This window comes from Actinomycetota bacterium, from assembly GCA_035765775.1.
Taxonomy (GTDB): Bacteria; Actinomycetota; CADDZG01; order JAHWKV01; family JAOPZY01; genus DASTWV01.
This window is the reverse complement of sequence record DASTWV010000053.1, coordinates 65,847-88,504: the sequence shown is the minus strand read 5'-3', so window position 1 is coordinate 88,504 and position 22,658 is coordinate 65,847. Positions and strand designations below refer to the sequence as shown.

The window sequence follows — 22,658 nt, the reverse complement described above, 5'->3', positions numbered from 1 at the left end:
CTCGCTCAGGCGCGTCTTGCACGGGACCGGGCGCAGAAACATCCTCCGGCGGGATGTCCTTGTGGCGGCCTAGGAGCCTCCGGATGTGACCCATCGAGGGGTGAAGCCCGCTCCATGGCGCGTGATTCTGCGACGGCCTGTATAGCACCCCTAAACACTCACAGACTGCTCGCGGCGCCGGGCGGCTGCCGCGGCGGCCATGGGTTTGCGCAGGTCGAGGGCTCGGCGGATCTCGCTGAGGCGCTGCGCTCCGCGCTCGGGCTCCACGAAGTCGCGCCAGGTGACTTCGAACAGCAGCCACTCGTTGGAGGCGAGCCGGCTGCGCCGGGCGGCGTCGTTCTCGAAGTCCTCTTTCCCGGTGTGGTACTTGCGCCCGACTGCCTCGACGCCCACCTTCTCGTCCAGGAAAGGGCAGTCCGGCCGCGCCAGCCAGTTCCCGTCGTCGTCATAGATGTCTTGCTCCTCGACGAACCAATCGAGGCCCGCCGCCACCAGCCACTGGCGGGTGCGGGTTTGCAGCTCGGAGGCGGACGGCTGGTACTCCGGATCCCGGGCGTTGACCAGGGCGCGCATGGCCCGCACGCCCCGATGGCCCATGCCGCCGTCGGCGTCCACCAGCCGCTTGAGCGACGCCAACGACACCAACCCCTTCCGCAGGGCGCCGTCCAGGACGCGCTCGGCCCGCGCCGGGGGGAGCGTGGGCAGCAGGTCGCGCAGCGTCCGGTGGGCGTTGGTGACGGGAATCCCGTCCTCGGCCGTCGTCTGCTTGGGGTCAACCAGCACCCGGTGGACCTTGAACTTCCTCCCGCCGTGCTGGCGCTGCTTGGGGACGGAGATCTCGATCGGGCCTGCCTCGAAGCCGTCCAACGTGTGCCGCACGGCGGCAGACCGGTACGAGGCCACCGTGCCCGGCCCGCCCCAGAGGCAGGCGGCGGAAAGCCGCTGATGCCAGGTATCCGCGGTACCGGGGATCCGGTAGACATCCGGAAGGATGCGCTCTAGCTCCCCGGTCCGGAGGAGATGCCGCACACCCGACGGGCGGACATTGGACTCGATGAGCTGCGCGCGGCTGATCACGTGGTGTTGGCACTTTGCCACATGTCGCCACACTTCCATAGCTAAGAGCATAGCAGAATGTACCATCTGCTGCCTCGGGCCCGGGCTGGCCTGCTCCTACAATGAGCCCATGGCCCTCGAACTCGCCCCTGCTCTTCCCCAAGGACCTGCCTGGCGGCCCCGCAACGCCGACATCCCCGAGTCCAGCGGCGTCTACCTGTACCGGGACGCCCAGGACCGGGTGATCTACGTCGGCAAGGCCAAAAGCCTCCGGGGGCGGATCCCCAACTACTTCACCACCGGGCTCCACCCCCGCACGATGCGCATGATCAGCGAGGCAGTGCGGGTGGAGTGGATCGTCACCGCCAACGAGGTGGAGGCCCTCCAGCTCGAGGTCACCCTCATCAAGAAGCACCGGCCCCGGTTCAACGTCCGCTACCGGGACGACAAGTCCTACCCGTACCTGGCGGTGACGCTGGACGAGACGATCCCCCGGGCCCTGGTGCTGCGGGGCAAGAAGCGCAAGGGGGTGCGCTACTACGGGCCGTTCGTGCACGCCTACGCCATCCGGGACACCCTCGACCTCCTGCTCCGGGTCTTCCCGATCCGCTCCTGCCGGCCGGGGGTGTTCGACCGGGCCCGGCGGGCGAACCGGGCTTGCCTCCTGTACGACATCGGCCGGTGTTCCGGGCCGTGCGTCGGGGCCGTGACGCCCGAGGAGCACCGCCAGCTGATCGAGGACTTCTGCGCATTCATGGACGGGGCGTACGAGCCGGTGTTGAAGGAGCTGCAGGACCGCATGACGGCGGCGGCCCAGGCCCTCGAGTTCGAGCAGGCAGCCCGCATCCGGGACCAGCTGGCCGCCGTGCGCAAGGTGATCGAGCGCCAGCAGATGGTGACCGAACGCCCGGAGGATTTCGACGCCATCGCCTTCTCGGGCGACGAGTTGGAGGCCGCCTTCCAGGTGTTCTTCGTGCGCCGGGGCCGGGTCACCGGGCGGAAGGGGTTCATCGTGGACCGGGTGGAGGAGATGACCCCCGAGGAGCTGATCGCCTCCTTCCTCGAGGACCTCTATGGCGAGGACCAGGAGGTGCCGAAGGAGATCCTGGTGCAGGCGATGCCGGCGGACCAGGCCGTCCTGCAGCAGTGGCTGAGCACCCGCACCGCCCGCAAGACCAAAGTGGCGCTCCGGGTGCCCGAGCGGGGGGCCAAGCGCAAGCTGCTGGCCACCGTCGAGGAGAACTCCCGGGAGGCCTTCCTGCAGAGCCGGCTGAAGCGGTCGGCCGACTTCGCCGCCCGCTCCCGGGCGTTGAACGAGCTGCAGGACCACCTCGGCCTGGAAGAAGCCCCGCTGCGCATCGAGTGCTACGACATCTCGAACCTGGGCGCCACCGACGTGGTGGCGTCGATGGTGGTCTTCGAGGACGCCCTGCCGAAGAAGTCGGACTACCGCAAGTTCAAGATCCGCTCGGTCGGCGGCCCGCACGGGACCCAGGACGACTTCGCCTCGATGGGCGAGGTGATCCGCCGACGGTTCACCCGGTACCTCGAGGAGGCGGGCAAGGAGGTGGACCGCCACACCCGGTTCTCCTACCGGCCCAGCCTGGTGCTGATCGACGGGGGCAAGGGCCAGCTCAACCGGGCGGTCGAGGTCCTCCAGGGGCTGGGGCTGGAGGACATCCCGGTGGCCTCCCTAGCCAAGCGCTACGAGGAGGTCTACCGCCCGGGCGAGGCCGAGCCCCGGGTGATCCCCCGCACCTCGGAGGCGCTCTACCTGCTGCAGCGGGTGCGGGACGAGGCCCACCGCTTCGCCGTCGGCTTCCAGCGCACCCAGCGGGGGAAGCGGCTGACGTCCAGCCTGCTCGACGGGCTGGCCGGGGTCGGGGACGTCCGGCGCAAGGCCCTGATCCGCCACTTCGGGTCGATGAAGGGCCTGCTGGCCGCCACCCCGGACGACATCGCCCTGGTGCACGGCATCGGCCGGGCCCTGGCGAAGAAGATCTACACGGCCCTGCACGGGATGGCCTTCGAGGAGGCGGGCTGATGGCCGACCGGCCGCGCTTCACGATCATCACCGGGCTCTCGGGGGCCGGGCGCTCCGAGGCGGCGAAGAACCTGGAGGACCTGGGCTACTTCGTCATCGACAACCTGCCCCCCGCCCTCATCGAACGCATGGCCAGCCTGGTCTCCGGGCCCGGGGTCAAGGTGAAGGACGTCGCCCTGGTGGTGGACGTGCGGGGCGGCGAGTTCTTCCCCGACCTCGAGAAGGCGCTCGCCCAGCTCCGGGAGCGGGGGATCCCGTACCGGATCCTGTTCCTCGAGGCCTCCGACCAAACCATCGTCCGGCGCTTCGAAGCCACCCGGCGGCGTCACCCGCTGGCCCTGAACGACCGGGTCATCGAGGGCATCCACGAGGAGCGGGCGCTCATGGCGGTGCTCCGGGAGAAGGCCGACCTGGTGATCGACACCACCGAGGTCAACGTCCACGCCCTGCGGGACAAGATCCGGTCGTTCTTCGTCGACACCGCCCCGCGGGCGGGGATCGCGGTCAACGTCATCTCGTTCGGCTACAAGCACGGCATCCCGCTGGACGCCGACCTGGTCTTCGACGTGCGGTTCCTGCCCAACCCGCACTGGATCGAGGAGCTCCGCCCGCTGACCGGCCGCAACCGCCGGGTGCGGGGCTACGTCCTGGAGCAGGAGGGGGCCAAGGAGTTCCTCACCCGGCTGCGCGACATGCTGGAGTTCCTGCTGCCCGGGTACGTGGCCGAGGGCCGCCACTACCTGACCTTCGCCGTCGGGTGCACCGGGGGCAAGCACCGCTCGGTGGTCATTGCCGACGAGGTCACCCGCTTCCTGCAGGAGAAGGGATACCCCTGCACGGTGGTGCACCGGGACATCGACCGGGAGTAGGCTCGCCCACAAGCCGGGTGGGGGGCCGAGTGGGCGACCGGCATACACGAGGGACAGGAGCGCCACGCCGAAGGCGCACCCGCCCGCCAGCCTGTCGAAGGAACGCCCACCCGCAGGGCATGCGGATTGCGGCGGTATGCCTCCTGGTCTCGGGGATCATCGTCGGGCTGCCGGCCATCGCCCTGCGTGCCCGGTTGCTGCCGTCGGCGGCGAGCGCGGTGACCTGGGCGGCGGTGATCGCCGTGGTGAGCGGCGTCGCCACGGCGACGCACGGGCTGTCCTCGCTGGTGGGGACCGACCGGCTGGCCCAGCTCTACCAGGGTGCCGGCGCCGCCACCCACGCGGCGATCGTCATCGGCCAGAAGCTGCCCTCGGCGGTGGACCCGGGCGGGCTGGCCACTTTCGGCCTGGCCGGGCTTGCCGCCCTGATCTTCGGCGCTGCCCTGCGGCCGGGCCGGCCGCGCCTGGGGACGCTCGGCGTCGTTCTGGGCATCGACATGGTGCTCCTCTTCATCGCCGACTCGATCGGGTCCACGGCGCTCGTCCTGGTGACCGGGGGCCTGGCGTCGGTGGTGCTGGGACCGATCTGGTGGGTGAGCATCGGCCGCCTGCTGCTGGCGGAGGGAGGCGGCTAGCGAGCGGAGAGGTGCTGGGCCAGCAGGGTTCGGGCGGCCGCCACCTGGACCGGGTCCCGGAAGAAATGCTTGGGGAGGATCTGGCAGCTCACCCGCGTGCGCAGCAGGAAAGCGCTCGGCGTCTCCCGGTAGCTCTTGAAGTACTGCCACGCCTGCCGGCTCGACAGCTGGGGCGTCACCGCGGTGACGCCATCGTCCGAGAGCTCCATCCAGACCTGGCCGAGCTGGGGATGGCGGCGGCTGGAGCGCTGCAGCCGGACCTCGATGCTGCCGAGGACCAGGGCGACGCACGCCGCGACGACGAACCAGTCCCCGCCGTGGAGGAAGCCGTCCACCACCGACAGCGCAGCCCACAGGAAAAACAGCGCGTAGGCGACCCGCATCCGGCGGTGCGCGTGACGGAGGAAGTCTTCGGGCATAAGAGCGCCCTCCACAACAATTGGTTCCCCAGTCACGATCTTCTCCCTCCCCGTTCTATATCGGCATGCCGGTTGGGCGGCTGAAGCGGCCCGGTACACTCTCGGCCCGTGGCGCTCCCCAAGCAGTCCGAGGACTTCCCCGCCTGGTACCAGGCCGTGGTGAAGGGCGCGGAACTGGCCGAGTCCTCGCTCGTGCGGGGGACGATGGTCATCCGGCCCTACGGCTTCGCGATCTGGGAGCGCATCCAGGCGGCCGTCGACCAGCGCATCAAGGCGACCGGCCACGAGAACGTCTACTTCCCGCTCTTCATCCCCGCCAAGCTGCTGGAGAAGGAGGCGGAGCACGTCGAGGGCTTCGCCCCCGAGGTGGCGGTGGTCACCCACGCCGGCGGCGAGAAGCTCGAGGAGCCGGTCGTCGTGCGGCCGACCTCGGAGACCATCATCTGGGACACCTACTCCCGGTGGCTGCAGAGCTACCGGGACCTGCCGCTGCTCTACAACCAGTGGGCGAATGTGGTGCGCTGGGAGCTGCGCCCCCGGGTATTCCTCCGGACGACGGAGTTCCTCTGGCAGGAGGGCCACACCGCCCACGAGACCTCCCAGGAGGCGATGGCGGAGGCCCGCATGATCCTGGCCGACGTCTACCGGGCCACCGCCGAGGGCGAGCTGGCGATGCCGGTGCGCCTGGGGCGCAAGAGCCCGGCGGAGCGTTTCGCGGGCGCCGTCGAGACCTTCACGATGGAGGGGCTCATGCGCGACGGCCGGGCGCTCCAGGCGGGGACGTCGCACTACCTGGGGCAGAACTTCGCCAAGGCCTACGACGTGAAGTTCCTCGGCCGGGAGGGCCGCGAGGAGTACGCCTGGGCCTCGTCCTGGGGCGTCTCGACCCGCCTCGTGGGGGCGCTCATCATGGCCCACGGCGACGATGCCGGGCTGCGCCTGCCGCCCGCCCTGGCCCCCATCCAAGTGGTGATCGTGCCGATCTACCGAGACGACGACCGCGAGATGGTGCTGTCGGCCGCCCGGACGATCGAGGAGGGGCTGAAGACGGCGGGCGTCCGGGTGCGGCTCGACGACCGGGACCACCGCCCGGGGTTCAAGTTCAACGAGTGGGAGCTGAAGGGCGTCCCGGTGCGGGTGGAGCTCGGCCCCCGGGATCTCGCCGGCGGGCAGGCGGTGCTGTACCGCCGGGATCTGCGGGAGAAGTCCACGGTGCCCCTCGGGTCGCTCACCGAGCGCATCCCCGGGCTGCTGGATGACATCCAGGCCGAGCTGTTCTCCCAGGCGGCGGCCTTCCGGGAGGCGCGCACCTTCCGCCCGGGGAGCTACGCCGAGATGCAGGCGCTCATCGCCGATCCGGGGGGCTTCGTCGAGGGCTACTGGTGCGGCAGCCCGGCGTGCGAGGCGAAGGTGAAGGCCGAGACCAAGGCCACCATCCGCACGCTGACGCTCGACCCGGAGCCAGTGGACGGCGCATGCATCGTGTGCGGCGAGCCCGCCACCGAGTGGGCGACCTGGGCCCAGGCCTACTGAGAGGGAGCCTCGTCAGGGAACCACCGCGATACCTCGCCAGCGCTTGGCCGGGCGCTGGACGCCATCCTCGGCCCGCCGCCGGTCCCTGACGTTGAGGTGCGTCACGTTGACCTGGGGAGGTGGGGCACAAAAGCCGTGCTGGGCACGGCTTTTGTTGCGTACCTAGACGTCTAACTGAACTCAGATGGGTGGCAGCAGCACCGCCCGGGCGGGGCCCCCGTCGCCGCCCTCGATCCGGAGCGGCAGGCACACCAGCTGGTACCGCCCGGGCGCCACCGCCGACAGGTCCAGCCCTTCCACGATCACCACGCCCGCCTCCAGCAGGGTCCGGTGGGCGGGGAGCCCGGCGGCCCCCGATCCCGGGACCTCGCCCGGCGCCTCGATGGACAGGGCGTCGATCCCCACCAGGCGGACGCCCCGCCCCACCAGCCAGGCCGCCGCCCCGGCGGAGAGCGCGACGTAGTCCGGCCACACGTCCCCTGATGCCCAGCGGGCGGAGTTCCCGGTCTTGAACAGCACCCGCTCGGCCCCCTCCAGCCCGGCGCCTTCCAGGTCGGCGGGGTCGATGGTCCCCGAGGACCGGTCCACCCACACCACCACAGCCTCGCCCATCAGGGCCGCCAGGGGGAGCTGGTCGACCGAGGGGGCCCCCTCGATGACGTGGCACGGCGGGTCGATGTGGGTCCCGGTGTGGCTGCTCAGCACCAGCCGGGAGACGTTCGCCCCGTCGCCCGCAGCGATGCGGTAGGCGGGGGTGACAGAGGGCGCCGGGTCGCCGGGCCACATCGCCATACCGGGCCGGATCGGGAGCGAGATGTCCCATACTGCCGTGCCCGGTTGGTGGTTCATGGGCCCGAGCGTACAAGGAGACCGGACGGGCCAAAGTGGGTGGCAGTACCCGGGGGCCCGCCGTATACTCGAAATCGAAACGGCGACCTCGGCCGAGACGTCGGGGCGTTGCAGCGTTACGTAGCCGGAGAGTGGGCTCTGCCCACTTCTTTTTTTGCAGGAGACCGCGCAGAGCGTTTCGACAACAGCGACGAGGAGGTGAGCATGTCCCGGCCGGAGGTTGCCGACGCGGTCCGTGCCACCTGCGAAACCATCCTCGCCACCCGGGGGGTCGAGTTGGTCACCCTGACCCTCGGCCGGGAGCCGGTGGGCCAGACCCTGCGGCTGACGGTCGACCGCATCGACGCTGCGGTGTCCCTCGACGAGCTGGCGGAGATCTCCGAGGAGGTCTCCCAGGCCCTCGACGATACCGATCCCATCCCCGGGCGCTACACGCTCGAGGTGGCGTCGGCGGGGATCGAACGTCCTCTCGTCAAGCCCGCCGACTACCGCCGGTTCCAGGGCCGGCGGGCGAAAGTGAAGGTGGCGGAGCCCATCGAGGGGCAGCGGGCCTTTACCGGGTCCATCCGGTCGGCGGGCGAGGAGTCCTTCCTCCTGGATGCCGTGGAGGGCCGGACCTCCCCGGCGGAGGTGGTGGAGATCCCATTTGTGGCGGTTGCCAAGGCTCGACTGGTGGCGGACTGGGCCGCCGAACTGAAGGGTCGGGCGTGAGGGTGTCTAAGAGGAAGAAGAGGCGGGGGAGACGATGAATCCAATTGAACTTGATGCCATCCACCTGGTAGAGCGGGAGAAGGGGATCTCCTTCGAGAGCGTCATCACGGCCCTCGAGCAGGCCCTCGCCGCTGCCTACAAGCGGTCCCCGATCGCCGCGGGCGACGAGGCGCGGGTCGCCATCGACCGGGTCACGGGCGATGTCACCGTCTACGCCCAGGAGACCGAGGAGAACGAGGAGACCGGCGAGATCAAAGTCGTGCGGGAGTGGCCCGAGGAGACCCCGGCCGACTTCGGCCGCATCGCCGCGCAGACCGCCAAGCAGGTGATCCTGCAGCGCATCCGGGAGGCGGAGCGGGAGATCACCTACGGCGAGTACTCCGGCCGTGAGGGCGACATCGTCACCGCTATCGTCCAGCAGGCCGATCCCCGCTACGTGCTGCTCGACCTCGGCAAGGGCGTCGAGGCCCTCCTGCCCCAGGCGGAGCAGGTGGCGGGCGAGCGCTACGACCACGGGTCCCGGATGAAGGCCTACATCGTCGAGGTGCGGCGCTCGCCCCGGGGGCCGCAGATCATCTGCTCGCGCACCCACCCCAACCTCATCAAGAAGCTGTTCGAGCTGGAGGTGCCGGAGATCGTCGACGAGATCGTCGAGATCAAGCAGGTGGCCCGGGAGGCCGGGCACCGCTCCAAGATCGCCGTCACCTCCACCGACTCCAACGTGGACCCGGTGGGCGCCTGCGTCGGGCCCAAGGGCTCCCGCGTGCGCATGGTGGTCAACGAGCTGCGGGGCGAGAAGGTGGACATCATCCCGTGGGCCGAGGACCCGGGCCGGTTCGTGTCCAACGCCCTGTCGCCCGCCAAGGTCAAAGAGGTGCGCATCGACGCCGACACGCAGACCGCCGAGGTCATCGTCCCGGACTTCCAGCTCTCCCTCGCCATCGGCAAGGAGGGCCAGAATGCCCGGTTGGCGGCCCGGCTGACCGGGTGGCGGATCGACATCAAGAGCGAAAGCCAGCTGGCCTCCGAGCAGGCCCGGCGCCAGCCGGCGCCGGCGGGAGCGAAGCCGGATAAAGGAGCGTAGCCAGGTAGACGCGTAGCCGGATAAAGGAGCGGAGGAGGGTGCGCGGGACGGGGGGGCCGATCCGGCAGTGCGCCGGGTGCCGGGTTCGCCGGCCCAAGGGGGAGCTGCTGCGGTTCGTCCGCACCCCCGAGGGGGCTGTCGAGCCGGACGCCGCCCAGCGGGCTCCGGGCCGGGGGGCCTACACGTGCCCCGACCCGGCGTGCCTCGACCGGGCGCTGCGCAAGGGCGGCCTCAGCCGGGTGCTCCGGGTGGACATACCGGCGGCGTCGGCTCAGCGTCTGCGGAGGGTTGTGGGAATAGGCCGTGGAGTATCGTAGGGAACGCCTACAGGGGAACATGCGTACATGCCAAAGATGAGAGTGCACCAACTGGCGAAGGAGCTCGGCGTGCCGTCCAAGGACGCCATGGAAATGCTGGCGTCCCTCGGCCACGAGGTGGCCAGCGCGTCGTCGACCATAGAAGAGGACGTGGCCGACAAGCTGCGTGGCGCCCTGAACGGGGATACGGCAGCCGGCTCCGGCACCGAGCCCGCACCGGCCTCCGCCACCGCGGCGGATCCCGCGCCGGACGCCGCCGCGCCCCCGGACACGGAGCCGGCGGCCGACGCCATCGTGGTGCCCCACGGCGTCACCGTCACCGACTTCGCCCAGAAGATCGGCCGGCCGCCCGCCGAGGTGATCAAGCAGCTGATGGCCCTCGGCGAGATGAAGACCATCACCCAGTCACTGACCGACGACGAGGTCGAGATCCTCGCCCACGAGATGGGCCTGCAGATCAAGATCGTCTCGGTCCAGGAGGAGGAGTCGATCGAGGCCGAGGCCATCACCGACCAGCCGGTTGCCGCCGGGGACGTCGAGGAGAGCCGCCCGCCGGTCGTCACGGTCATGGGCCACGTCGACCACGGCAAGAGCTCGATCCTGCAGCAGTTCCGCAAGAAGGAGATGCTGTCGCTGGAGGCGGGCGGCATCACGCAGGCCATCGGTGCCTACCAGGTGCACGCCCCCGACCGCACCACCACCTTCATCGACACCCCGGGCCACGAGGCATTCACCCAGATGCGCGCCCGGGGGGCCCAGGTCACGGACATCGCCATCCTCGTGGTCGCCGCCGACGACGGGGTCCAGCCCCAGACCATCGAGGCGCTGGACCACGCCAAGGCCGCCCAGGTCCCCATCGTGGTGGCGGTCAACAAGATCGACCGGCCCGATGCCAACCCCGACCGGGTGCGCCAGCAGCTCTCCGAGCTGGGCCTCACGCCCGAGGAGTGGGGCGGCGACACCCCCTTCGTCGACGTCTCGGCGAAGGAGGACAAGAACCTGGACGGCCTGCTGGAGATGGTCCACTACGTGGCCGACCTGCAGGAGCTGAAGGCGAGCACCAAGGCCCCCGCCCGGGGCCACGCCATCGAGGCCCACCTGGACCGGGGCCGGGGACCGGTGGCCACGCTCATCGTGCAGCGGGGCACGCTGCGGCCCGGCCAGCCGGTGGTGTGCGGCGCCGCCTGGGCCAAGGTGCGCACCATGCTGGACGAGTTCGGCCACCAGATGAAGAAGGCCACACCCGCCCAGCCGGTGCAGGTGAGCGGCTGGTCGCGGCTGCCGGCGGCGGGCGACGAGTTCTTCGTGGTCAAGGACGAGCGGGAGGCCAAGCGCCTCGCCCAGGAGCGGGAGGCCCGCCAGCGCCAGGCCGACTACGTGGCCGGGGCAAAGCCCGCCACTCTGGAGGATCTGCTCTCCAAGACCCGCACCGGGGAGCTGCCCGAGCTGCGCCTGATCGTGAAGGCGGACAGCCAGGGTTCCCTGGAGGCGCTCATCGAGTCGCTGGCCAAGCTCAACCGGGACAACGTGCGGATCAACGTCCTGCGGCGGGGGGTCGGGGCCATCGGCGAGAGCGACATCACGCTGGCCCAGGCGTCCGACGCGGTCGTGGTCGGCTTCGGGGTGCGCCCCGACGCCGGCGCCCGCCAGCTCGCCGAGCGGGAGGGCGTCGATGTGCGCACCTACCAGATCATTTACCAGCTGCTGGACGACATCGGTGGCGCCCTCAAGGGCCTCCTGGCGCCCGAGGAGCAGGAGGTCGTGCTGGGCTCGGCCCAGGTGCGGGCGCTGTTCCGGATCCCGAGGGCGGTGGTCGCCGGCTGCTACGTCACCGAGGGCAAGATCCTCCGGGGTGCCCGGGCGCGGCTGCTGCGCAGCGGCGTCGTGGTGTACACGGGCCGGATCGGCACGCTGCGCCGCTTCAAGGAGGATGCCCGCGAGGTGGCCGCCGGCTTCGAGTGCGGCATCACGCTGGAGGGCTACAACGACCTGAAAGAGGACGACGTCATCGAGGCCTTCGAGGTCCGGGAGCTGCCGCGTGACTAGGCGGGCCACTAGGTCGGTGCTGCGGGGCTGACGCCCCCCGGTTCGTGTAATGTTCGTCGGGATCGGCCGGTATGACTTCCTGGTACCGGGGTCGACGTCGCTGAAGGACAAGCGCCAGGTGGTGCGCCACATCGTGGGAGGGCTGCGTGCGAAGTTCAACGCCTCGATCGCCGAGGTGGACTACCAGGACCTGCGCCAGCGGGGCGCCATCGGCGTGTCGTGCGTCTCGGAGTCGTCGTTTCACGCCCGCAAGCAGCTGATGGAGATCGAACGCTTCGTGCGCAACCAGTACGCCATCGAGGTGCTGGACGCCACCGTCGAGGTGGTGACGCCCGATGCCTAAGACCTACCCCCGCGCCGAGCGCGTGGAGCGGCTCGCCCGGGAGGTGCTGAGCGAGGCGCTGCTGTCCTTGCGCGATCCGCGGGTGGGCTTCGCCACCGTGACCTCGGTGAAGATGTCGCCCGACCTGCGCCAGGCCCGGGTGTACGTCAGCGTGCTGGGCAGCGACGAAGCCCGGGAGGCGTCCCTGGAGGCGATCCGGCATGCTGCGCCCCGCCTGCGCTCGACGCTGGGCCAGGAGGTGCGGCTGAAGTTCCTGCCTGTCCTCGAGATCATCGAGGACACCACCGCCGCCTACGGTGAGCGGATCGAGACGCTCCTCCGGGAGGCCGGGGTGTCGAAGGCGCCGGCGGTACCAGAAGCGGAAGCGGACCCAGAGGGGGAGAGCGAATGATCGACGAAGCCGCGTGGGACAAGGCCGTCGCAGTCCTGGGCGGTGCCCAGCAGGTGGCGGTGGCCTGCCACGTGTTCCCCGACGGCGATGCCCTGGGCTCCATGCTGGGCATCGGCCTCTACCTGCAGCGTCTGGGCAAGCAGGTGTGGATGGGATGGGGGAGCACCGCGCTGCGGGTCCCGCCGCAGTACGCCTTCCTGCCCGGACTGGCCGGGATCGGATCAGCACCGCCGGCGGAGCCCGAGGTCTTCCTGGCGGTGGACTGTGCCGCCCTGGGCCGCTTGGAAACCCTCGAGCCGGTGTTCGCCGCCGCGGGCACCCGGATCGACCTCGACCACCACGCCACCAACGACGGCTTCGGCGACATCAACCTGGTGGAGCCGCTGGCGTCGGCCTCCGCCGAGCTGACCTACGAGCTGGTGCGCCGCATGGGCGGGGTGCCCACTGCCGAGGAGGCCACCGCCTTCTACACCGGGATCGTCACCGACACCGGCCGGTTCCAGTACTCCAACACCACCCCCGAGACCCTGCGGGTGGCCGCCGAGCTGCGCGAGCTGGGGGTCGACCACGCCCGGGTGTCCAATGAGGTCTTCGAGTCGGCACCGTTCGGCTACCTGCACACCCTGGGCCTCGTGCTGGCCCGGGCCCGGCTGGAGCCCGGTCCCCCTGGCCTGATTTGGAGCTGGCTGGACCTCCGGGACCTGAACGGGACCCGCCTGGACGAGGCGGAGGACATGATCAACCTGTTGCGGGCGGTCCGGGAGGCGGAGGTCGCCGTCCTCATGAAGGAGACCGAGCAGGGCCGCTACAAGGTGTCGATGCGGTCCCGGTCCAGCGTTGACGTGGCGACCATTGCCGCTTCCTTCGGGGGTGGCGGGCACGCCCGAGCGGCCGGGTTCCCCGCCCCGGGCAACGTCGAGCAGACGATCCAGGCCATCCGCACCGCACTGGGGACCGCGGCTGCGGACTCCGGGGCGTAGTGCCGCCTGACGGGGTGCTGGTGATCGACAAGCCGGCTGGGCCGACGTCGCATGACGTGGTCAACCGCATCCGGCGGCTCTACGCCCTGAAGCGCGTAGGCCACGCCGGCACGCTCGACCCGCCCGCCACCGGGATCCTGCTGGTGGGCCTGGGCCGGGCGACGCGGGTCCTTTCGTTCCTGCAGGCGCTCCCCAAGACCTACCGGGCGGTGATCCGGTTCGGCACCACCACCACCACCCAGGACGCCACGGGCGACGTGGTAGCCGAGCGGCCGTGTGCCTTCGACCGGGCGGCGCTGGACGGTGCGCTGGCGGACCTGACCGGGGACATCCTGCAGGTCCCCCCGATGGTCTCGGCGGTCCGGGTGGGAGGCGAGCGCCTGTACAAGGCCGCCCGCCGGGGCGAGGAGGTCGAGCGGCCGGCGCGGCCCGTGACGGTGTACGAGTTCTCGGTCGAGTCCTTCGATGCTGCGGTTTGGGAAGCCACCGTGGTGGTGCGCTGCTCGAGCGGCACCTACGTGCGCACCCTGGCGGCGGATCTGGGCGAGGCCCTCGGGTGCGGGGCGCACCTGAGGAGCCTGCGGCGGGAGTCGATCGGGTCGCTGGGCGACGGGGTGCCACTGCGCACGCTGGAGGAGGCCGGAGCCCCGGAGCGGGAGGCGCACGTGCTCCCGATGGCGGCCGCACTGCGTGACCTGCCCTCCGTTCGGGTCGCGGGCGACGAGTTGGCGGGCGTGACGCACGGGCGGGCGCTCCCCGAGGTGGCCGCGCCCGGGGCCGGCGAAGGTGATGCGGTGGTGATCGCCGACGAGTCGGGCGCGGTCGTGGCCGTCTACCGCCGCGTCGGCGGCGGGCTGCAGCCCGAGGCGGTGCTGGTCTAGCGATGCAGGTCGTCCACGCGCTCCACGGCGGTCCGGATCCCTCGGGCGTCGCCCTCACCATCGGGAACTTCGACGGTGTGCACCGGGGCCACCGGGCCATCCTCGGCCGCCTGCTGGAGCTGGCGGCCGCCACGGGGGCGGCGCCGACCGTGCTGACCTTCGATCCCCACCCCCAGGCGGTGCTCCGGGGCCACGCCCCGCTGGCGCTGTCCACCTTCGACCGGCGGATGGCGCTGCTCGCCGAGGCCGGGATCGAGCGGGTGGTCGTGCTGCCCTTCGACCGGGAGCTGTCGCTGGTGGAGCCGGAGGACTTCGGGCGCGACGTGCTCGCCGGCCGGCTGGGGGTCCGGGCGATCGTCGTCGGGTCCAACTTCCGCTTCGGCCACAAAGCCCGGGGGGACGTGGCGATGCTGGCCTCGCTCGGCGAGGCGGCGGGGTTCAGCGTCGAGACGGTGACGGTGGGCGAGCTCGAGGGCCGCCGCCTGTCTTCCACCGAGATCCGCACGGCCATCCGGGAGTGCGATGTTGCCTGGGCGGCCAAAGCCCTCGGCCGGCCCCACCTGGTGCCCGGCCGGATCGTGCGGGGCAAGGGCCGGGGGGTCTCGCTCGGGTTCCCGACCGCCAACATCGAGCCACCGGAAGGCTTCTGCCTGCCCGGCCTGGGCATCTATGCCGGCCATCTGCTGGTGGAGGGGCAGCGCCTGGTGAGCGCCATCAGCGTGGGCACCAACCCCACCTTCGGCGACAACCCGATCTCTTTGGAGGCCTACGCCCTGGACTTCGAGGGCGACCTGTACGGCGAGGAGGGAGGCATCGAGTTCGCCGCCTGGCTGCGGGCCGAGGAGGCCTTCCCGGACGCCGAGGCGCTCAGCGCGGCGATCGACCACGACGTGGCCGAGGTGCGGCGTCTCCTTGGCGTCTCCTAGCGGTAGGCGTTGGCCGGCGGGCTCGAGCCCGGCGACCCTGTCCGGCTCGGGGCTTTCTGAAGTCCGTGAGTGCTGAAGTCCCCGATAGCACCCCGCAACATTCACAGACAACCCACAGCTAGGCAACGAATGGCTTGACGGGGCTGGCATGGGGGGGTGGACGGCCGGGGAGCAGGGGGATGCGGACCGTGGTCGGGGCAAGCTGGTAGCATGGCCGATATGCCACTTGACACCGCACGCAAGACCCAGATCATGGCCGAGCACGCCCGCTCCACGGGCGACACCGGCTCCCCCGAGGTCCAGGTGGCGATGCTGACGCAGCGCATCGCCGACCTCACCGAACATCTGAAGAAGTTCCGGGGGGACCACGCGTCCCGCCGTGGGCTGCTGCAGATGGTGGGGCGCCGCCGCCGCCTGCTCGAGTACCTCCGCCGGGAGGACGTCGAGCGCTACCGGGCGCTGATCGCCAAACTCGGCCTGCGCCGATAGCGACGCCGGCGCCACCCCGATCCCTGAGGTCGGGGCAGTTGGGCAGAAAGGAGGCCGGGAGCCCGGAGAGTGGACCCCATCAGCGGGTCTTTGTTGTCGTACACGGAAACCAACGGAAACCAACGGAAACCAAGGGAAGGCACGAGGTCGGCCGGTGACCGGTGCCAGTTGTCAGTGGCGAGCGCTCCACAGCGGACAGCGCGGGAGCGCTCACCACTGAGAACTGGCAACCCCGCAGCGACCTCCCCGTCCATCGCACCAAACGGTTGAGTTGTTTGCAGGAACACATCCGTTTGCAGGAACACATGGGAGGCATCGAATGAGTAAGCAGATCCATTCCGTAGAGCGCAAGGTCGGCGAGCCCGTCTTCCGCTTCGAGACCGGCCGCCTCGGCGAGCAGGCCGACGGCTGCGTCCTGGCGCAGGTGGGCGAGACCACCGTCCTGGTGGCCGCCACCGCCTCCCGGGGCGCCCGGGAGGGGGTTGATTTCTTCCCTCTGACCGTCGACGTCGAGGAGCGCATGTACGCCGCCGGCAAGATCCCGGGTGGCTTCTTCCGCCGGGAGAGCCGGCCGAGCGAGAAGGCCATCCTCACCTGCCGGCTCACCGACCGCCCGCTGCGGCCGTGCTTCCCGGACGGCTTCCGCAACGAGGTGCACATTGTCGCCACCGTCATGACCGTCGACGGGGAAAACCCGTACGACATCGTGACCATCAACGCGGCCTCGGCGGCGCTGATGCTGTCGGGCATCCCGTTCGAGGGGCCGATCGGCGCGGTGCGTCTGGCCCACATCGAGGGCCAGTGGGTGGCCAACCCCAGCTACGAGCAGGCCGACGGCGCCACCTTCGAGATCGTGGTGGCCGGCCGGCGCAACCCGAACGGTGGGGCCGACATCCTCATGGTCGAGGCGGGCGCCACCGAGCGCTCGCTGGACCTGGTGGACGAGGGCGCCCCGGAGATGACCGAGGAGCTGGTCGCCGAGGGCCTGGAGGCCGCCAAGACCTGGATCCTGGAGGCCATCGCCCTCCAGGAAGAGCTGGTGTCCGCCGCCGGCCAGCGGGAGAACATCAAGACCTGGATCGTCGCCCAGCCTGCTGACCCCGACCTGTACGCCAAGGTGGCCGAGCTCGGGAAGGCCCGGATCGTGGCCCACCTGGCGGAGCCGGACAAGCTGGCCCGGGAGAGCGCCCTCGACGACCTGGGGGCCGAGCTGGCCGCCGGTCTGGAGGACACCTTCCCCGACCGGGGCAAGGAAGTGGCCGCCGCCTTCCGCAAGCTGACCAAGGTCTGTGTCCGGGAACGGATCCTGAACGACGGCATCCGCATCGACGGCCGGGGGGTCACGGAGATCCGCCCGATCAGCTGCGACGCCGGCGTCCTGCCCCGCGTGCACGGCACCGGCCTGTTCAACCGGGGGCAGACCCAGGCGCTGTCCATCGTCACCCTCGGCATGCTGCGCATGGAGCAGCAGATCGACGACCTCGGCAACGAGGTGTCCAAGCGCTACATGCACCACTACAACTTCCCGCCCTTCTCCACCGGCGAGACCGGACCGATGCGGGGGCCCAAGCGCCGGGAGATCGGCCACGGGGCGCTCGCCGAGCGGGCGCTGCTCCCCGTGATCCCCAGCGAGATGGACTTCCCCTACGCCATCCGGGTGGTCTCCGAGGTGCTGTCCTCCAACGGGTCGACCTCGATGGCCAGCGTGTGCGGGTCCACCCTGTCGCTCATGGACGCCGGGGTGCCGATCGCCGAGCCGGTGGCCGGCATCGCCATGGGCCTCATCTCCGAAGGCGGCGAGGGGGGCCGGTTCGTCACCCTCACCGACATCCTGGGGGCCGAGGACGCCTTCGGCGACATGGACTTCAAGGTGGCGGGGACCAGGACGATGGTCACCGCGCTGCAGCTCGACACCAAGATCGGCGGCATCCCGTCCGAGGTGCTGAGCGCCGCCCTCCTGCAGGCCCGGGAGGCCCGCCTGTTCATCCTCGACAAGATCGCCGAGGTCCTGCCCGAGCCCCGCTCGGAGATGTCCGACTACGCCCCGCGGATCATTGCGTTCAGCATCCCGGTGGACAAGATCGGCGAGGTCATCGGCCCGAAGGGCAAGCGCATCAACGAGATCATCGCCACCACCGGTGTCGAGATCGACATCGAGGACGACGGCACGGTGCGCATCGGGTCCAAGGGCGGCGACGCCGCCGACGAGGCCCGCAAGCGCATCGAGGAGCTGGCCAACCCGCGCATGCCGCAGATCGGCGAGCGCTTCAACGGCATCGTGGTCAAGACCGCCCCCTTCGGCGCCTTCGTATCGCTCACCCCCACCAAGGACGGCCTGGTGCACATCTCCAAGCTGGGCGGCAGCATCCGCCTGCGCCACGTGGAGGACGTCATCGCCCAGGGCGACGCGCTCGAGGTGGAGGTCACCGATATCGACCCGATGGGCAAGATCTCGCTGGTGCCGGTGACGCTGCCCCCGAAGGTGGCCGAGTTGGGCCCGGACTACGTGCAGGGCGAGGCCCGGGAGCGCCGTGACCGCGGTGGCGACCGGGGTGGCGACCGGGGCCGCGGGGGCTATGGCGACCGGGGCCGAGGCCCCCGGCGTGACAGCCGGAGTGACCGCGGGGGCGAGCGGGGTGGGGAGCGCGGCGGCGATCGTGGTCCCCGGCCGGCGTCATCCGACCGGCCCGAGTAACCCGAACCCACTGCCGACATGATTATCCGGAGCACCGCGGCCAACGGCGTGCGGGTCGTGACCGAAGCCATGCCCGAGGTGCGCTCTGCCTCAGTGGGCTTCTGGATCGGCGTCGGGTCGCGCGACGAGCCCATCGAGCTGGCCGGGGCGTCGCACTTCCTGGAGCACCTGCTGTTCAAGGGGACGGGACGGCGCTCGGCGCTGGCCATCGCCGAGGCGTTCGACGCCATCGGCGGGGACACCAACGCCTTCACCACCAAGGAGTACACCTGCGTCCACGGCCGGGTCCTGGCCGAGGACCTGGCGATGTGCACCGACTACCTGGCCGACATGGTGGCCAGCCCGGCGATCGCCGAGGAGGACGTCGAAGCCGAGCGCCGGGTGGTGCTGGAGGAGATCGCCCTCCGGGACGACACCCCCGACGACCTGGTCTTCGACGTCTATGCCGAGACCCTCTTCGGCGACCAGCCCCTGGGACGGGCCGTCCTGGGGACCCGGGAGTCGATCGGGGCGGTCGGGGCGGGGGCGGTGCGGGGCTTCCACCAGGAGCGGTACCGGGCGCCCAACATCGTGGTGTCCGCCGCCGGCCAGGTGGACCACGACCAGGTGGCCGGGTGGGTCGAGACCCTCCTGCCGCCTGGGGAGGCGGTGACCCCGGGTGGCGCCGGCTCCGGGCGGTTCCTGAGCGGGCGGCGGGCCGAGGTGGTGGCGAAGGACTCCGAGCAGGTGCACCTCGTGCTCGGGGGCGCCGGCTACTCGCGGGAACACCCCGACCGCTTCGCCTGGGAGGTGCTGGACGTGCTCATGGGCGGCGGCATGTCATCCCGCCTGTTCCAGGAGATCCGGGAGCAGCGCGGCCTGGCCTACTCGGTGTTCTCCTACCGGGAGCTGTACCGGGAGACCGGCGCCTTCGGCATCTACGCCGGGACGATGCCCGAGAACACCGCCGAGGTGCTGAAGATTTCCGAGGGCATCCTGGACACCCTGGCCTCCGCCGGGCCGACCGGGGCGGAGGTGGACCGGGCGAAGGGCCACCTGAAGGGCTCCCTGCTCCTCTCGCTGGAGGACAGCTCGAACCGCATGAGCCGGCTGGGGCGCTCCGAGCTGGTGCGGGGCGAGATCCTGACGGTCGACGAGCTGACCGCCCGGCTGGAGGCGGTCACCGTCGGCGACGTCGCCCGGGTGGCCGCCGACCTGCTGCGCCCGGAGTGCCGGGTCCTGACCGTGGTGGGCCCGGTCGAGGACGGGGACCTGCCGGGCTGGTAAAGCCCGCCTCCTTGCATCCTCCCTGCCGCAGGACCACACTCGTGCCTGGGTTGGTCCTGCGGAAGGAAAAAAGGGGGGGCGGGTGGACAATCGGTCGTTTCTTCGTCTCGGTGCCGGCGCGGCGGTGGCCGGAGCGGTCCTGGCGTTGGTGGGCAACCTCGCCCATCCCCGGTACACCAACATGGACGACGTCGAGCGGTTCCGAAAGATCGCCCACAGCGGCGTCCTGGCCACCGCCGACCTCATCACCCTCGCGGCCCTCGCGTGCGTCACGGTGGGCCTGGTGGCGGTGGCCGAGTCCCTCGGGGCGAGCGGTGGCCTCGGCGTGGGCCGGGTGGCCCGGATCGCCGCCCTGGTCGGCGGGGCGATCGGCTTGCTCCAGATCGGGGTGGAGACTTCGGCCCTGATCCAGGCGGCCAAGCTGTTCGCCAGCGCGCCGCAGAGCAACCAGGTGCCGGCGTTCTGGGCGACCAGCGCCGTGGACCACGCCAACTCGGCGATGTTCGATACCTGGACCATCGTGCTGCTGGGGGCGGCACCCGTGCTGCTGGGCCTGGCGATGTGGGCCGCCAAGACCTACCCGACGTGGCTGGCGGCGATCGGGGTCATCGGCGGCCTGGCCTGCCTGGGGGTGGGGGTGGCGAGCCTGCTGCTGACCGACACGGACCCCACGACGATCCCGTTCCTCATCGGCTCCCTGCTGGTGACGGTGTTCGTCTTCGCCGCCGGGGCGCTGCTGTGGAAGCGGGCGCCCGCGGCCCCAGCCCCAGCCCCGGCGTAAGCCAGGCGTACGCCCCGCTCCGGCCGCGAGCCCGCCGGGCGGGTATAGGCTCCTGCGCCATGATCCGGGTGGGGGTGTTCGGCGCCGCCGGCCGCATGGGGGCCGAGGTGTGCCGGGCCGTCGACGCCGCCGATGACCTCGAGCTGGTGGCGGCCGTCGACATCGAGGGCGCCGGTGGGTCGGTCGCTGGACAGGGGATCTCGGACGACCCCGCCACCCTCGTCGCCGCAGGGGCGGAGGTGGCCGTCGACTTCACCGTGGCCGCCTCGGCGGTGCGCAACATCCGCTGGTGCACCGAGCATGGCGTGCACGCCGTGGTGGGCACCTCGGGGATCGGGGCGGCGGACCTGGCGGAGTTCGCCGGCAGCCGCACCGGCGTGTTCATCGCCCCCAACTTCGCCATCGGGGCGGTGCTGATGATGCACTTCGCCCGGGTGGCCGCCGCCTGGATGCCCGCCGCCGAGGTCATCGAGCTCCACCACGAGGGCAAGCGGGATTCGCCGTCGGGGACGTCGCTGGCCACCGTGCGGGCGATCGCCGCCGGGCGGGCCGGACCGGCGCCCGCAGGCCCGCCGGATCCCTTCGAGGTCGTCGGCGGCGCCCGGGGGGCCGAGCAGGATGGTGTGCGGGTGCACAGCGTCCGGCTGCCGGGCTACGTCGCCCACCAGGAGGTGCTGTTCGGTGCCCCGGGGGAGACGCTCACCATCCGCCACGACACCACCGACCGGGTCTCGTTCATGCCCGGCGTCCTCCTGGCGGTGCGGGAAGTGGCGAAGCACCCGGGCCTGACCGTGGGCCTCGAGGCCCTGCTGGGGCTCTGACCGGGCCCGGCCCCCCATCGCGGCCAGATCGGGGATTGGTCCGTTTCCACCAAGGTTCTGGGGACTTTTTGCCGCCTTTTTGACGGAAAAGTGCCCCCAAAACTTGATGCCCGTGGCGGCGCGGGGCCGCACATGCGCCGGCCCAGGACGAGCTCTAGCCGCCGTAGCCGCCGAAGCCCAGCGTCAGGCGGCGGATCCAGCGGTTGCGCCGGCAGCGCGGGCAGTTCGGATCGCTGCAGCTGCGGTAGGAGGGCCCTCGGGGATCCACTGGCGCGGGGCCAGGAGGCCGCCAGTCCGACCGGTCCTTGGTCTGCTTGCGCATGGGCGAGATCCTCCTCTCGGGCAGGTGCGCCCCGGCGAAGCACGCGGTGCGCGGTTCGGTAGGCTCGGCACTGCAGTGTACCCACCGGGCTCCGGCGCCTCGCCCTTGCCGGCCGCCCCCAATGTGGCGACACTGGAGGCAAGCCGCTGGAAGCGGCGGGACAGCGGAGCCGGAGGCGGGGCGCCAAGTCTGGTTATTCCTGAGTCCTACTGTTAACAAGTGTTAGACTCCCACGGCTCTCCCATGCCCCGCGCCCGGGGCCGGTCGGGGGCCCCTGCGGGGGGAAGGAGCGGGTCCATGAAGGGTCAGTTCGGCGGCGTCATCACAGCCATGGTCACCCCGTTCGACCGGGATGGGAATGTCGAGCTGGGGGCCGCCCAGAAGCTCGCCACCTGGTTGCTGGACAACGGGTCCGACGGGCTCGTGGTCACGGGTACCACGGGTGAGGGGCCCACCCTGTCCGACGAGGAGAAGGTGCGCCTGTGGAGCGCCGTGGTCGAGGCGGTGGGGGACCGGGCCAAAGTCATCGCCGGCTCCGGCACCAACGACACGGCCCACTCCATCCGGCTCACCCAGCAGGCCGAGAAGGCCGGCTGCCATGCCGCTCTGGTGGTCACGCCCTACTACAACCGCCCGCCCCAGGCCGGCCTGGTCGCCCACTTCCAGGCGGTCGCCACCCACACCGGCCTGCCGCTGGTGCTCTACGACATCCCCTCCCGGACCGGACGCAAGATCGACCATGCCACGCTGCTGGAGCTGGCAGCGATGGACACCATCGTCGGGGTGAAGGATGCGGCCGGCGATGTCCAGGCCGCCGCCCGCCTGCGCGCGGAGGCCCCCGAGGGCTTCGAGCTCTATTGTGGCAACGACGCCGACACCCTGCCCTGGCTGTCGATCGGGGCGGCGGGGGTGGTGTCGGTGGCGTCGCACATCGCCGGGGCGCGGATGGCCGACATGATGGACCGGTTCTGGGCCGGTGACGTCGAGGGGGCCCGGGCGCTGAACGCCGGGCTGCTGGGCGTCTTCGACGCCCTGGCGGTCACGTCGAACCCTATCCCGGTCAAAGCGGCGATGGAGTTGCTGGGCCACCCGGTCGGCGCCCCGAGGTTGCCCCTGCCCGCGGCCACGGCCGCCGAGATCGACCAGATCCGGCGGGCTCTCGGGACGGCGGGCCTGCTGTGAAACCAGTCGGGGGCTAGG

At 71.1% G+C, this 22,658-nt stretch carries 23 protein-coding genes; 19 read left to right on the top strand and 4 right to left on the bottom strand.

The window, feature by feature from the left end:
- Positions 1-150: 150 nt before the first annotated feature.
- The gene (locus VFW71_12160; protein HEU5003514.1) at positions 151-1,077 is read right to left on the bottom strand and encodes a hypothetical protein; all 927 of its coding nucleotides are present in this window, start codon (positions 1,075-1,077) and stop codon (positions 151-153) included.
- A 109-nt stretch (positions 1,078-1,186) separates the two neighbouring features.
- On the opposite strand from VFW71_12160, the gene uvrC reads away from it, so the two are divergent.
- From uvrC to VFW71_12145, 3 genes are all read left to right on the top strand, one after another.
- On the top strand, positions 1,187-3,100 hold the full coding sequence (uvrC, locus tag VFW71_12155) for an excinuclease ABC subunit UvrC (protein HEU5003513.1): 1,914 nt from the start codon (positions 1,187-1,189) through the stop codon (positions 3,098-3,100).
- A complete protein-coding gene (gene rapZ / locus VFW71_12150) occupies positions 3,100-3,969 on the top strand; it encodes an RNase adapter RapZ (protein HEU5003512.1) in 870 nt (289 codons plus the stop codon). The genes uvrC and rapZ overlap by 1 nt, the downstream gene beginning before the upstream one ends.
- Before the next feature lie 119 nt (positions 3,970-4,088).
- Complete coding sequence (locus VFW71_12145) at positions 4,089-4,604, top strand: hypothetical protein (protein HEU5003511.1); 516 nt, start codon at positions 4,089-4,091, stop codon at positions 4,602-4,604.
- On the opposite strand, the gene VFW71_12140 is transcribed toward VFW71_12145, so the two are convergent.
- Positions 4,601-5,023 carry a YcxB family protein gene (locus tag VFW71_12140; GenBank protein HEU5003510.1) on the bottom strand — a complete coding sequence of 141 codons (423 nt, stop codon included), beginning with the start codon at positions 5,021-5,023 and terminating at the stop codon, positions 4,601-4,603. The genes VFW71_12145 and VFW71_12140 overlap by 4 nt on opposite strands.
- Before the next feature lie 108 nt (positions 5,024-5,131).
- Between VFW71_12140 and proS the strand changes: the two genes are divergently transcribed.
- Positions 5,132-6,556, top strand: a complete 1,425-nt coding sequence (proS, locus tag VFW71_12135; protein ID HEU5003509.1) for a proline--tRNA ligase — start codon at positions 5,132-5,134, stop codon at positions 6,554-6,556.
- Positions 6,557-6,736: 180 nt separating this feature from the next.
- Here proS and VFW71_12130 read toward each other — a convergent pair whose 3' ends face one another.
- Positions 6,737-7,405, bottom strand: coding sequence for a cyclase family protein (locus VFW71_12130; protein HEU5003508.1), 669 nt, complete (start codon positions 7,403-7,405; stop codon positions 6,737-6,739).
- A gap of 204 nt (positions 7,406-7,609) precedes the next feature.
- Here VFW71_12130 and rimP point away from each other — a divergent pair, with 204 nt between their 5' ends.
- From rimP to dapB, 14 genes are all read left to right on the top strand, one after another.
- On the top strand, positions 7,610-8,116 hold the full coding sequence (rimP, locus tag VFW71_12125; protein HEU5003507.1) for a ribosome maturation factor RimP: 507 nt from the start codon (positions 7,610-7,612) through the stop codon (positions 8,114-8,116).
- Between the two features lie 34 nt (positions 8,117-8,150).
- The gene (nusA, locus tag VFW71_12120) at positions 8,151-9,200 is read left to right on the top strand and encodes a transcription termination factor NusA (protein HEU5003506.1); all 1,050 of its coding nucleotides are present in this window, start codon (positions 8,151-8,153) and stop codon (positions 9,198-9,200) included.
- A 38-nt stretch (positions 9,201-9,238) separates the two neighbouring features.
- Positions 9,239-9,517, top strand: coding sequence for a YlxR family protein (locus tag VFW71_12115; GenBank protein ID HEU5003505.1), 279 nt, complete (start codon positions 9,239-9,241; stop codon positions 9,515-9,517).
- A 36-nt stretch (positions 9,518-9,553) separates the two neighbouring features.
- Entirely contained in the window at positions 9,554-11,563 is a 2,010-nt protein-coding gene (infB, locus tag VFW71_12110) for a translation initiation factor IF-2 (protein HEU5003504.1), read from the top strand.
- A 49-nt stretch (positions 11,564-11,612) separates the two neighbouring features.
- A complete protein-coding gene (locus VFW71_12105) occupies positions 11,613-11,906 on the top strand; it encodes a DUF503 domain-containing protein (protein ID HEU5003503.1) in 294 nt (97 codons plus the stop codon).
- Positions 11,899-12,297, top strand: a complete 399-nt coding sequence (rbfA, locus tag VFW71_12100) for a 30S ribosome-binding factor RbfA (protein ID HEU5003502.1) — start codon at positions 11,899-11,901, stop codon at positions 12,295-12,297. Before VFW71_12105 ends, rbfA begins: the two co-directional genes overlap by 8 nt.
- Positions 12,294-13,277, top strand: coding sequence for a bifunctional oligoribonuclease/PAP phosphatase NrnA (locus tag VFW71_12095; protein HEU5003501.1), 984 nt, complete (start codon positions 12,294-12,296; stop codon positions 13,275-13,277). Before rbfA ends, VFW71_12095 begins: the two co-directional genes overlap by 4 nt.
- A 20-nt stretch (positions 13,278-13,297) precedes the next feature.
- Positions 13,298-14,158: a tRNA pseudouridine(55) synthase TruB gene (gene truB / locus VFW71_12090; GenBank protein HEU5003500.1), complete on the top strand. Its 861-nt coding sequence runs from the start codon at positions 13,298-13,300 to the stop codon at positions 14,156-14,158.
- Between the two features lie 2 nt (positions 14,159-14,160).
- The gene (locus VFW71_12085) at positions 14,161-15,084 is read left to right on the top strand and encodes a bifunctional riboflavin kinase/FAD synthetase (GenBank protein ID HEU5003499.1); all 924 of its coding nucleotides are present in this window, start codon (positions 14,161-14,163) and stop codon (positions 15,082-15,084) included.
- Between the two features lie 219 nt (positions 15,085-15,303).
- On the top strand, positions 15,304-15,573 hold the full coding sequence (rpsO, locus tag VFW71_12080) for a 30S ribosomal protein S15 (protein HEU5003498.1): 270 nt from the start codon (positions 15,304-15,306) through the stop codon (positions 15,571-15,573).
- A gap of 319 nt (positions 15,574-15,892) precedes the next feature.
- Positions 15,893-18,268 (top strand): polyribonucleotide nucleotidyltransferase, encoded by a 2,376-nt coding sequence (locus tag VFW71_12075; GenBank protein HEU5003497.1) that lies wholly within the window; start codon positions 15,893-15,895, stop codon positions 18,266-18,268.
- Between the two features lie 18 nt (positions 18,269-18,286).
- Positions 18,287-19,534 (top strand): pitrilysin family protein, encoded by a 1,248-nt coding sequence (locus VFW71_12070; GenBank protein HEU5003496.1) that lies wholly within the window; start codon positions 18,287-18,289, stop codon positions 19,532-19,534.
- A gap of 82 nt (positions 19,535-19,616) precedes the next feature.
- Entirely contained in the window at positions 19,617-20,315 is a 699-nt protein-coding gene (locus VFW71_12065) for a hypothetical protein (protein ID HEU5003495.1), read from the top strand.
- Between the two features lie 59 nt (positions 20,316-20,374).
- Complete coding sequence (gene dapB / locus VFW71_12060; protein ID HEU5003494.1) at positions 20,375-21,136, top strand: 4-hydroxy-tetrahydrodipicolinate reductase; 762 nt, start codon at positions 20,375-20,377, stop codon at positions 21,134-21,136.
- A 154-nt stretch (positions 21,137-21,290) separates the two neighbouring features.
- On the opposite strand, the gene VFW71_12055 is transcribed toward dapB, so the two are convergent.
- Entirely contained in the window at positions 21,291-21,458 is a 168-nt protein-coding gene (locus VFW71_12055) for a hypothetical protein (protein ID HEU5003493.1), read from the bottom strand.
- A gap of 297 nt (positions 21,459-21,755) precedes the next feature.
- On the opposite strand from VFW71_12055, the gene dapA reads away from it, so the two are divergent.
- The gene (dapA, locus tag VFW71_12050) at positions 21,756-22,640 is read left to right on the top strand and encodes a 4-hydroxy-tetrahydrodipicolinate synthase (GenBank protein ID HEU5003492.1); all 885 of its coding nucleotides are present in this window, start codon (positions 21,756-21,758) and stop codon (positions 22,638-22,640) included.
- The last annotated feature ends 18 nt before the right edge of the window (positions 22,641-22,658 follow it).

Excerpts from the sequence above, each read along its gene's own strand:
- uvrC (HEU5003513.1), top strand. The coding sequence starts at position 1,187 with ATGGCCCTCGAACTCGCCCCTGCTCTTCCCCAAGGACCTGCCTGGCGG.
- rapZ (HEU5003512.1), top strand. The coding sequence starts at position 3,100 with ATGGCCGACCGGCCGCGCTTCACGATCATCACCGGGCTCTCGGGGGCC.
- VFW71_12145 (HEU5003511.1), top strand. The coding sequence starts at position 4,089 with ATGCGGATTGCGGCGGTATGCCTCCTGGTCTCGGGGATCATCGTCGGG.
- VFW71_12140 (HEU5003510.1), bottom strand. The coding sequence starts at position 5,023 with ATGCCCGAAGACTTCCTCCGTCACGCGCACCGCCGGATGCGGGTCGCC.
- VFW71_12130 (HEU5003508.1), bottom strand. The coding sequence starts at position 7,405 with ATGAACCACCAACCGGGCACGGCAGTATGGGACATCTCGCTCCCGATC.
- rimP (HEU5003507.1), top strand. The coding sequence starts at position 7,610 with ATGTCCCGGCCGGAGGTTGCCGACGCGGTCCGTGCCACCTGCGAAACC.
- nusA (HEU5003506.1), top strand. The coding sequence starts at position 8,151 with ATGAATCCAATTGAACTTGATGCCATCCACCTGGTAGAGCGGGAGAAG.
- infB (HEU5003504.1), top strand. The coding sequence starts at position 9,554 with ATGAGAGTGCACCAACTGGCGAAGGAGCTCGGCGTGCCGTCCAAGGAC.
- VFW71_12105 (HEU5003503.1), top strand. The coding sequence starts at position 11,613 with ATGTTCGTCGGGATCGGCCGGTATGACTTCCTGGTACCGGGGTCGACG.
- rbfA (HEU5003502.1), top strand. The coding sequence starts at position 11,899 with ATGCCTAAGACCTACCCCCGCGCCGAGCGCGTGGAGCGGCTCGCCCGG.
- VFW71_12095 (HEU5003501.1), top strand. The coding sequence starts at position 12,294 with ATGATCGACGAAGCCGCGTGGGACAAGGCCGTCGCAGTCCTGGGCGGT.
- VFW71_12085 (HEU5003499.1), top strand. The coding sequence starts at position 14,161 with ATGCAGGTCGTCCACGCGCTCCACGGCGGTCCGGATCCCTCGGGCGTC.
- rpsO (HEU5003498.1), top strand. The coding sequence starts at position 15,304 with ATGCCACTTGACACCGCACGCAAGACCCAGATCATGGCCGAGCACGCC.
- VFW71_12075 (HEU5003497.1), top strand. The coding sequence starts at position 15,893 with ATGAGTAAGCAGATCCATTCCGTAGAGCGCAAGGTCGGCGAGCCCGTC.
- VFW71_12070 (HEU5003496.1), top strand. The coding sequence starts at position 18,287 with ATGATTATCCGGAGCACCGCGGCCAACGGCGTGCGGGTCGTGACCGAA.
- dapB (HEU5003494.1), top strand. The coding sequence starts at position 20,375 with ATGATCCGGGTGGGGGTGTTCGGCGCCGCCGGCCGCATGGGGGCCGAG.
- VFW71_12055 (HEU5003493.1), bottom strand. The coding sequence starts at position 21,458 with ATGCGCAAGCAGACCAAGGACCGGTCGGACTGGCGGCCTCCTGGCCCC.
- dapA (HEU5003492.1), top strand. The coding sequence starts at position 21,756 with ATGAAGGGTCAGTTCGGCGGCGTCATCACAGCCATGGTCACCCCGTTC.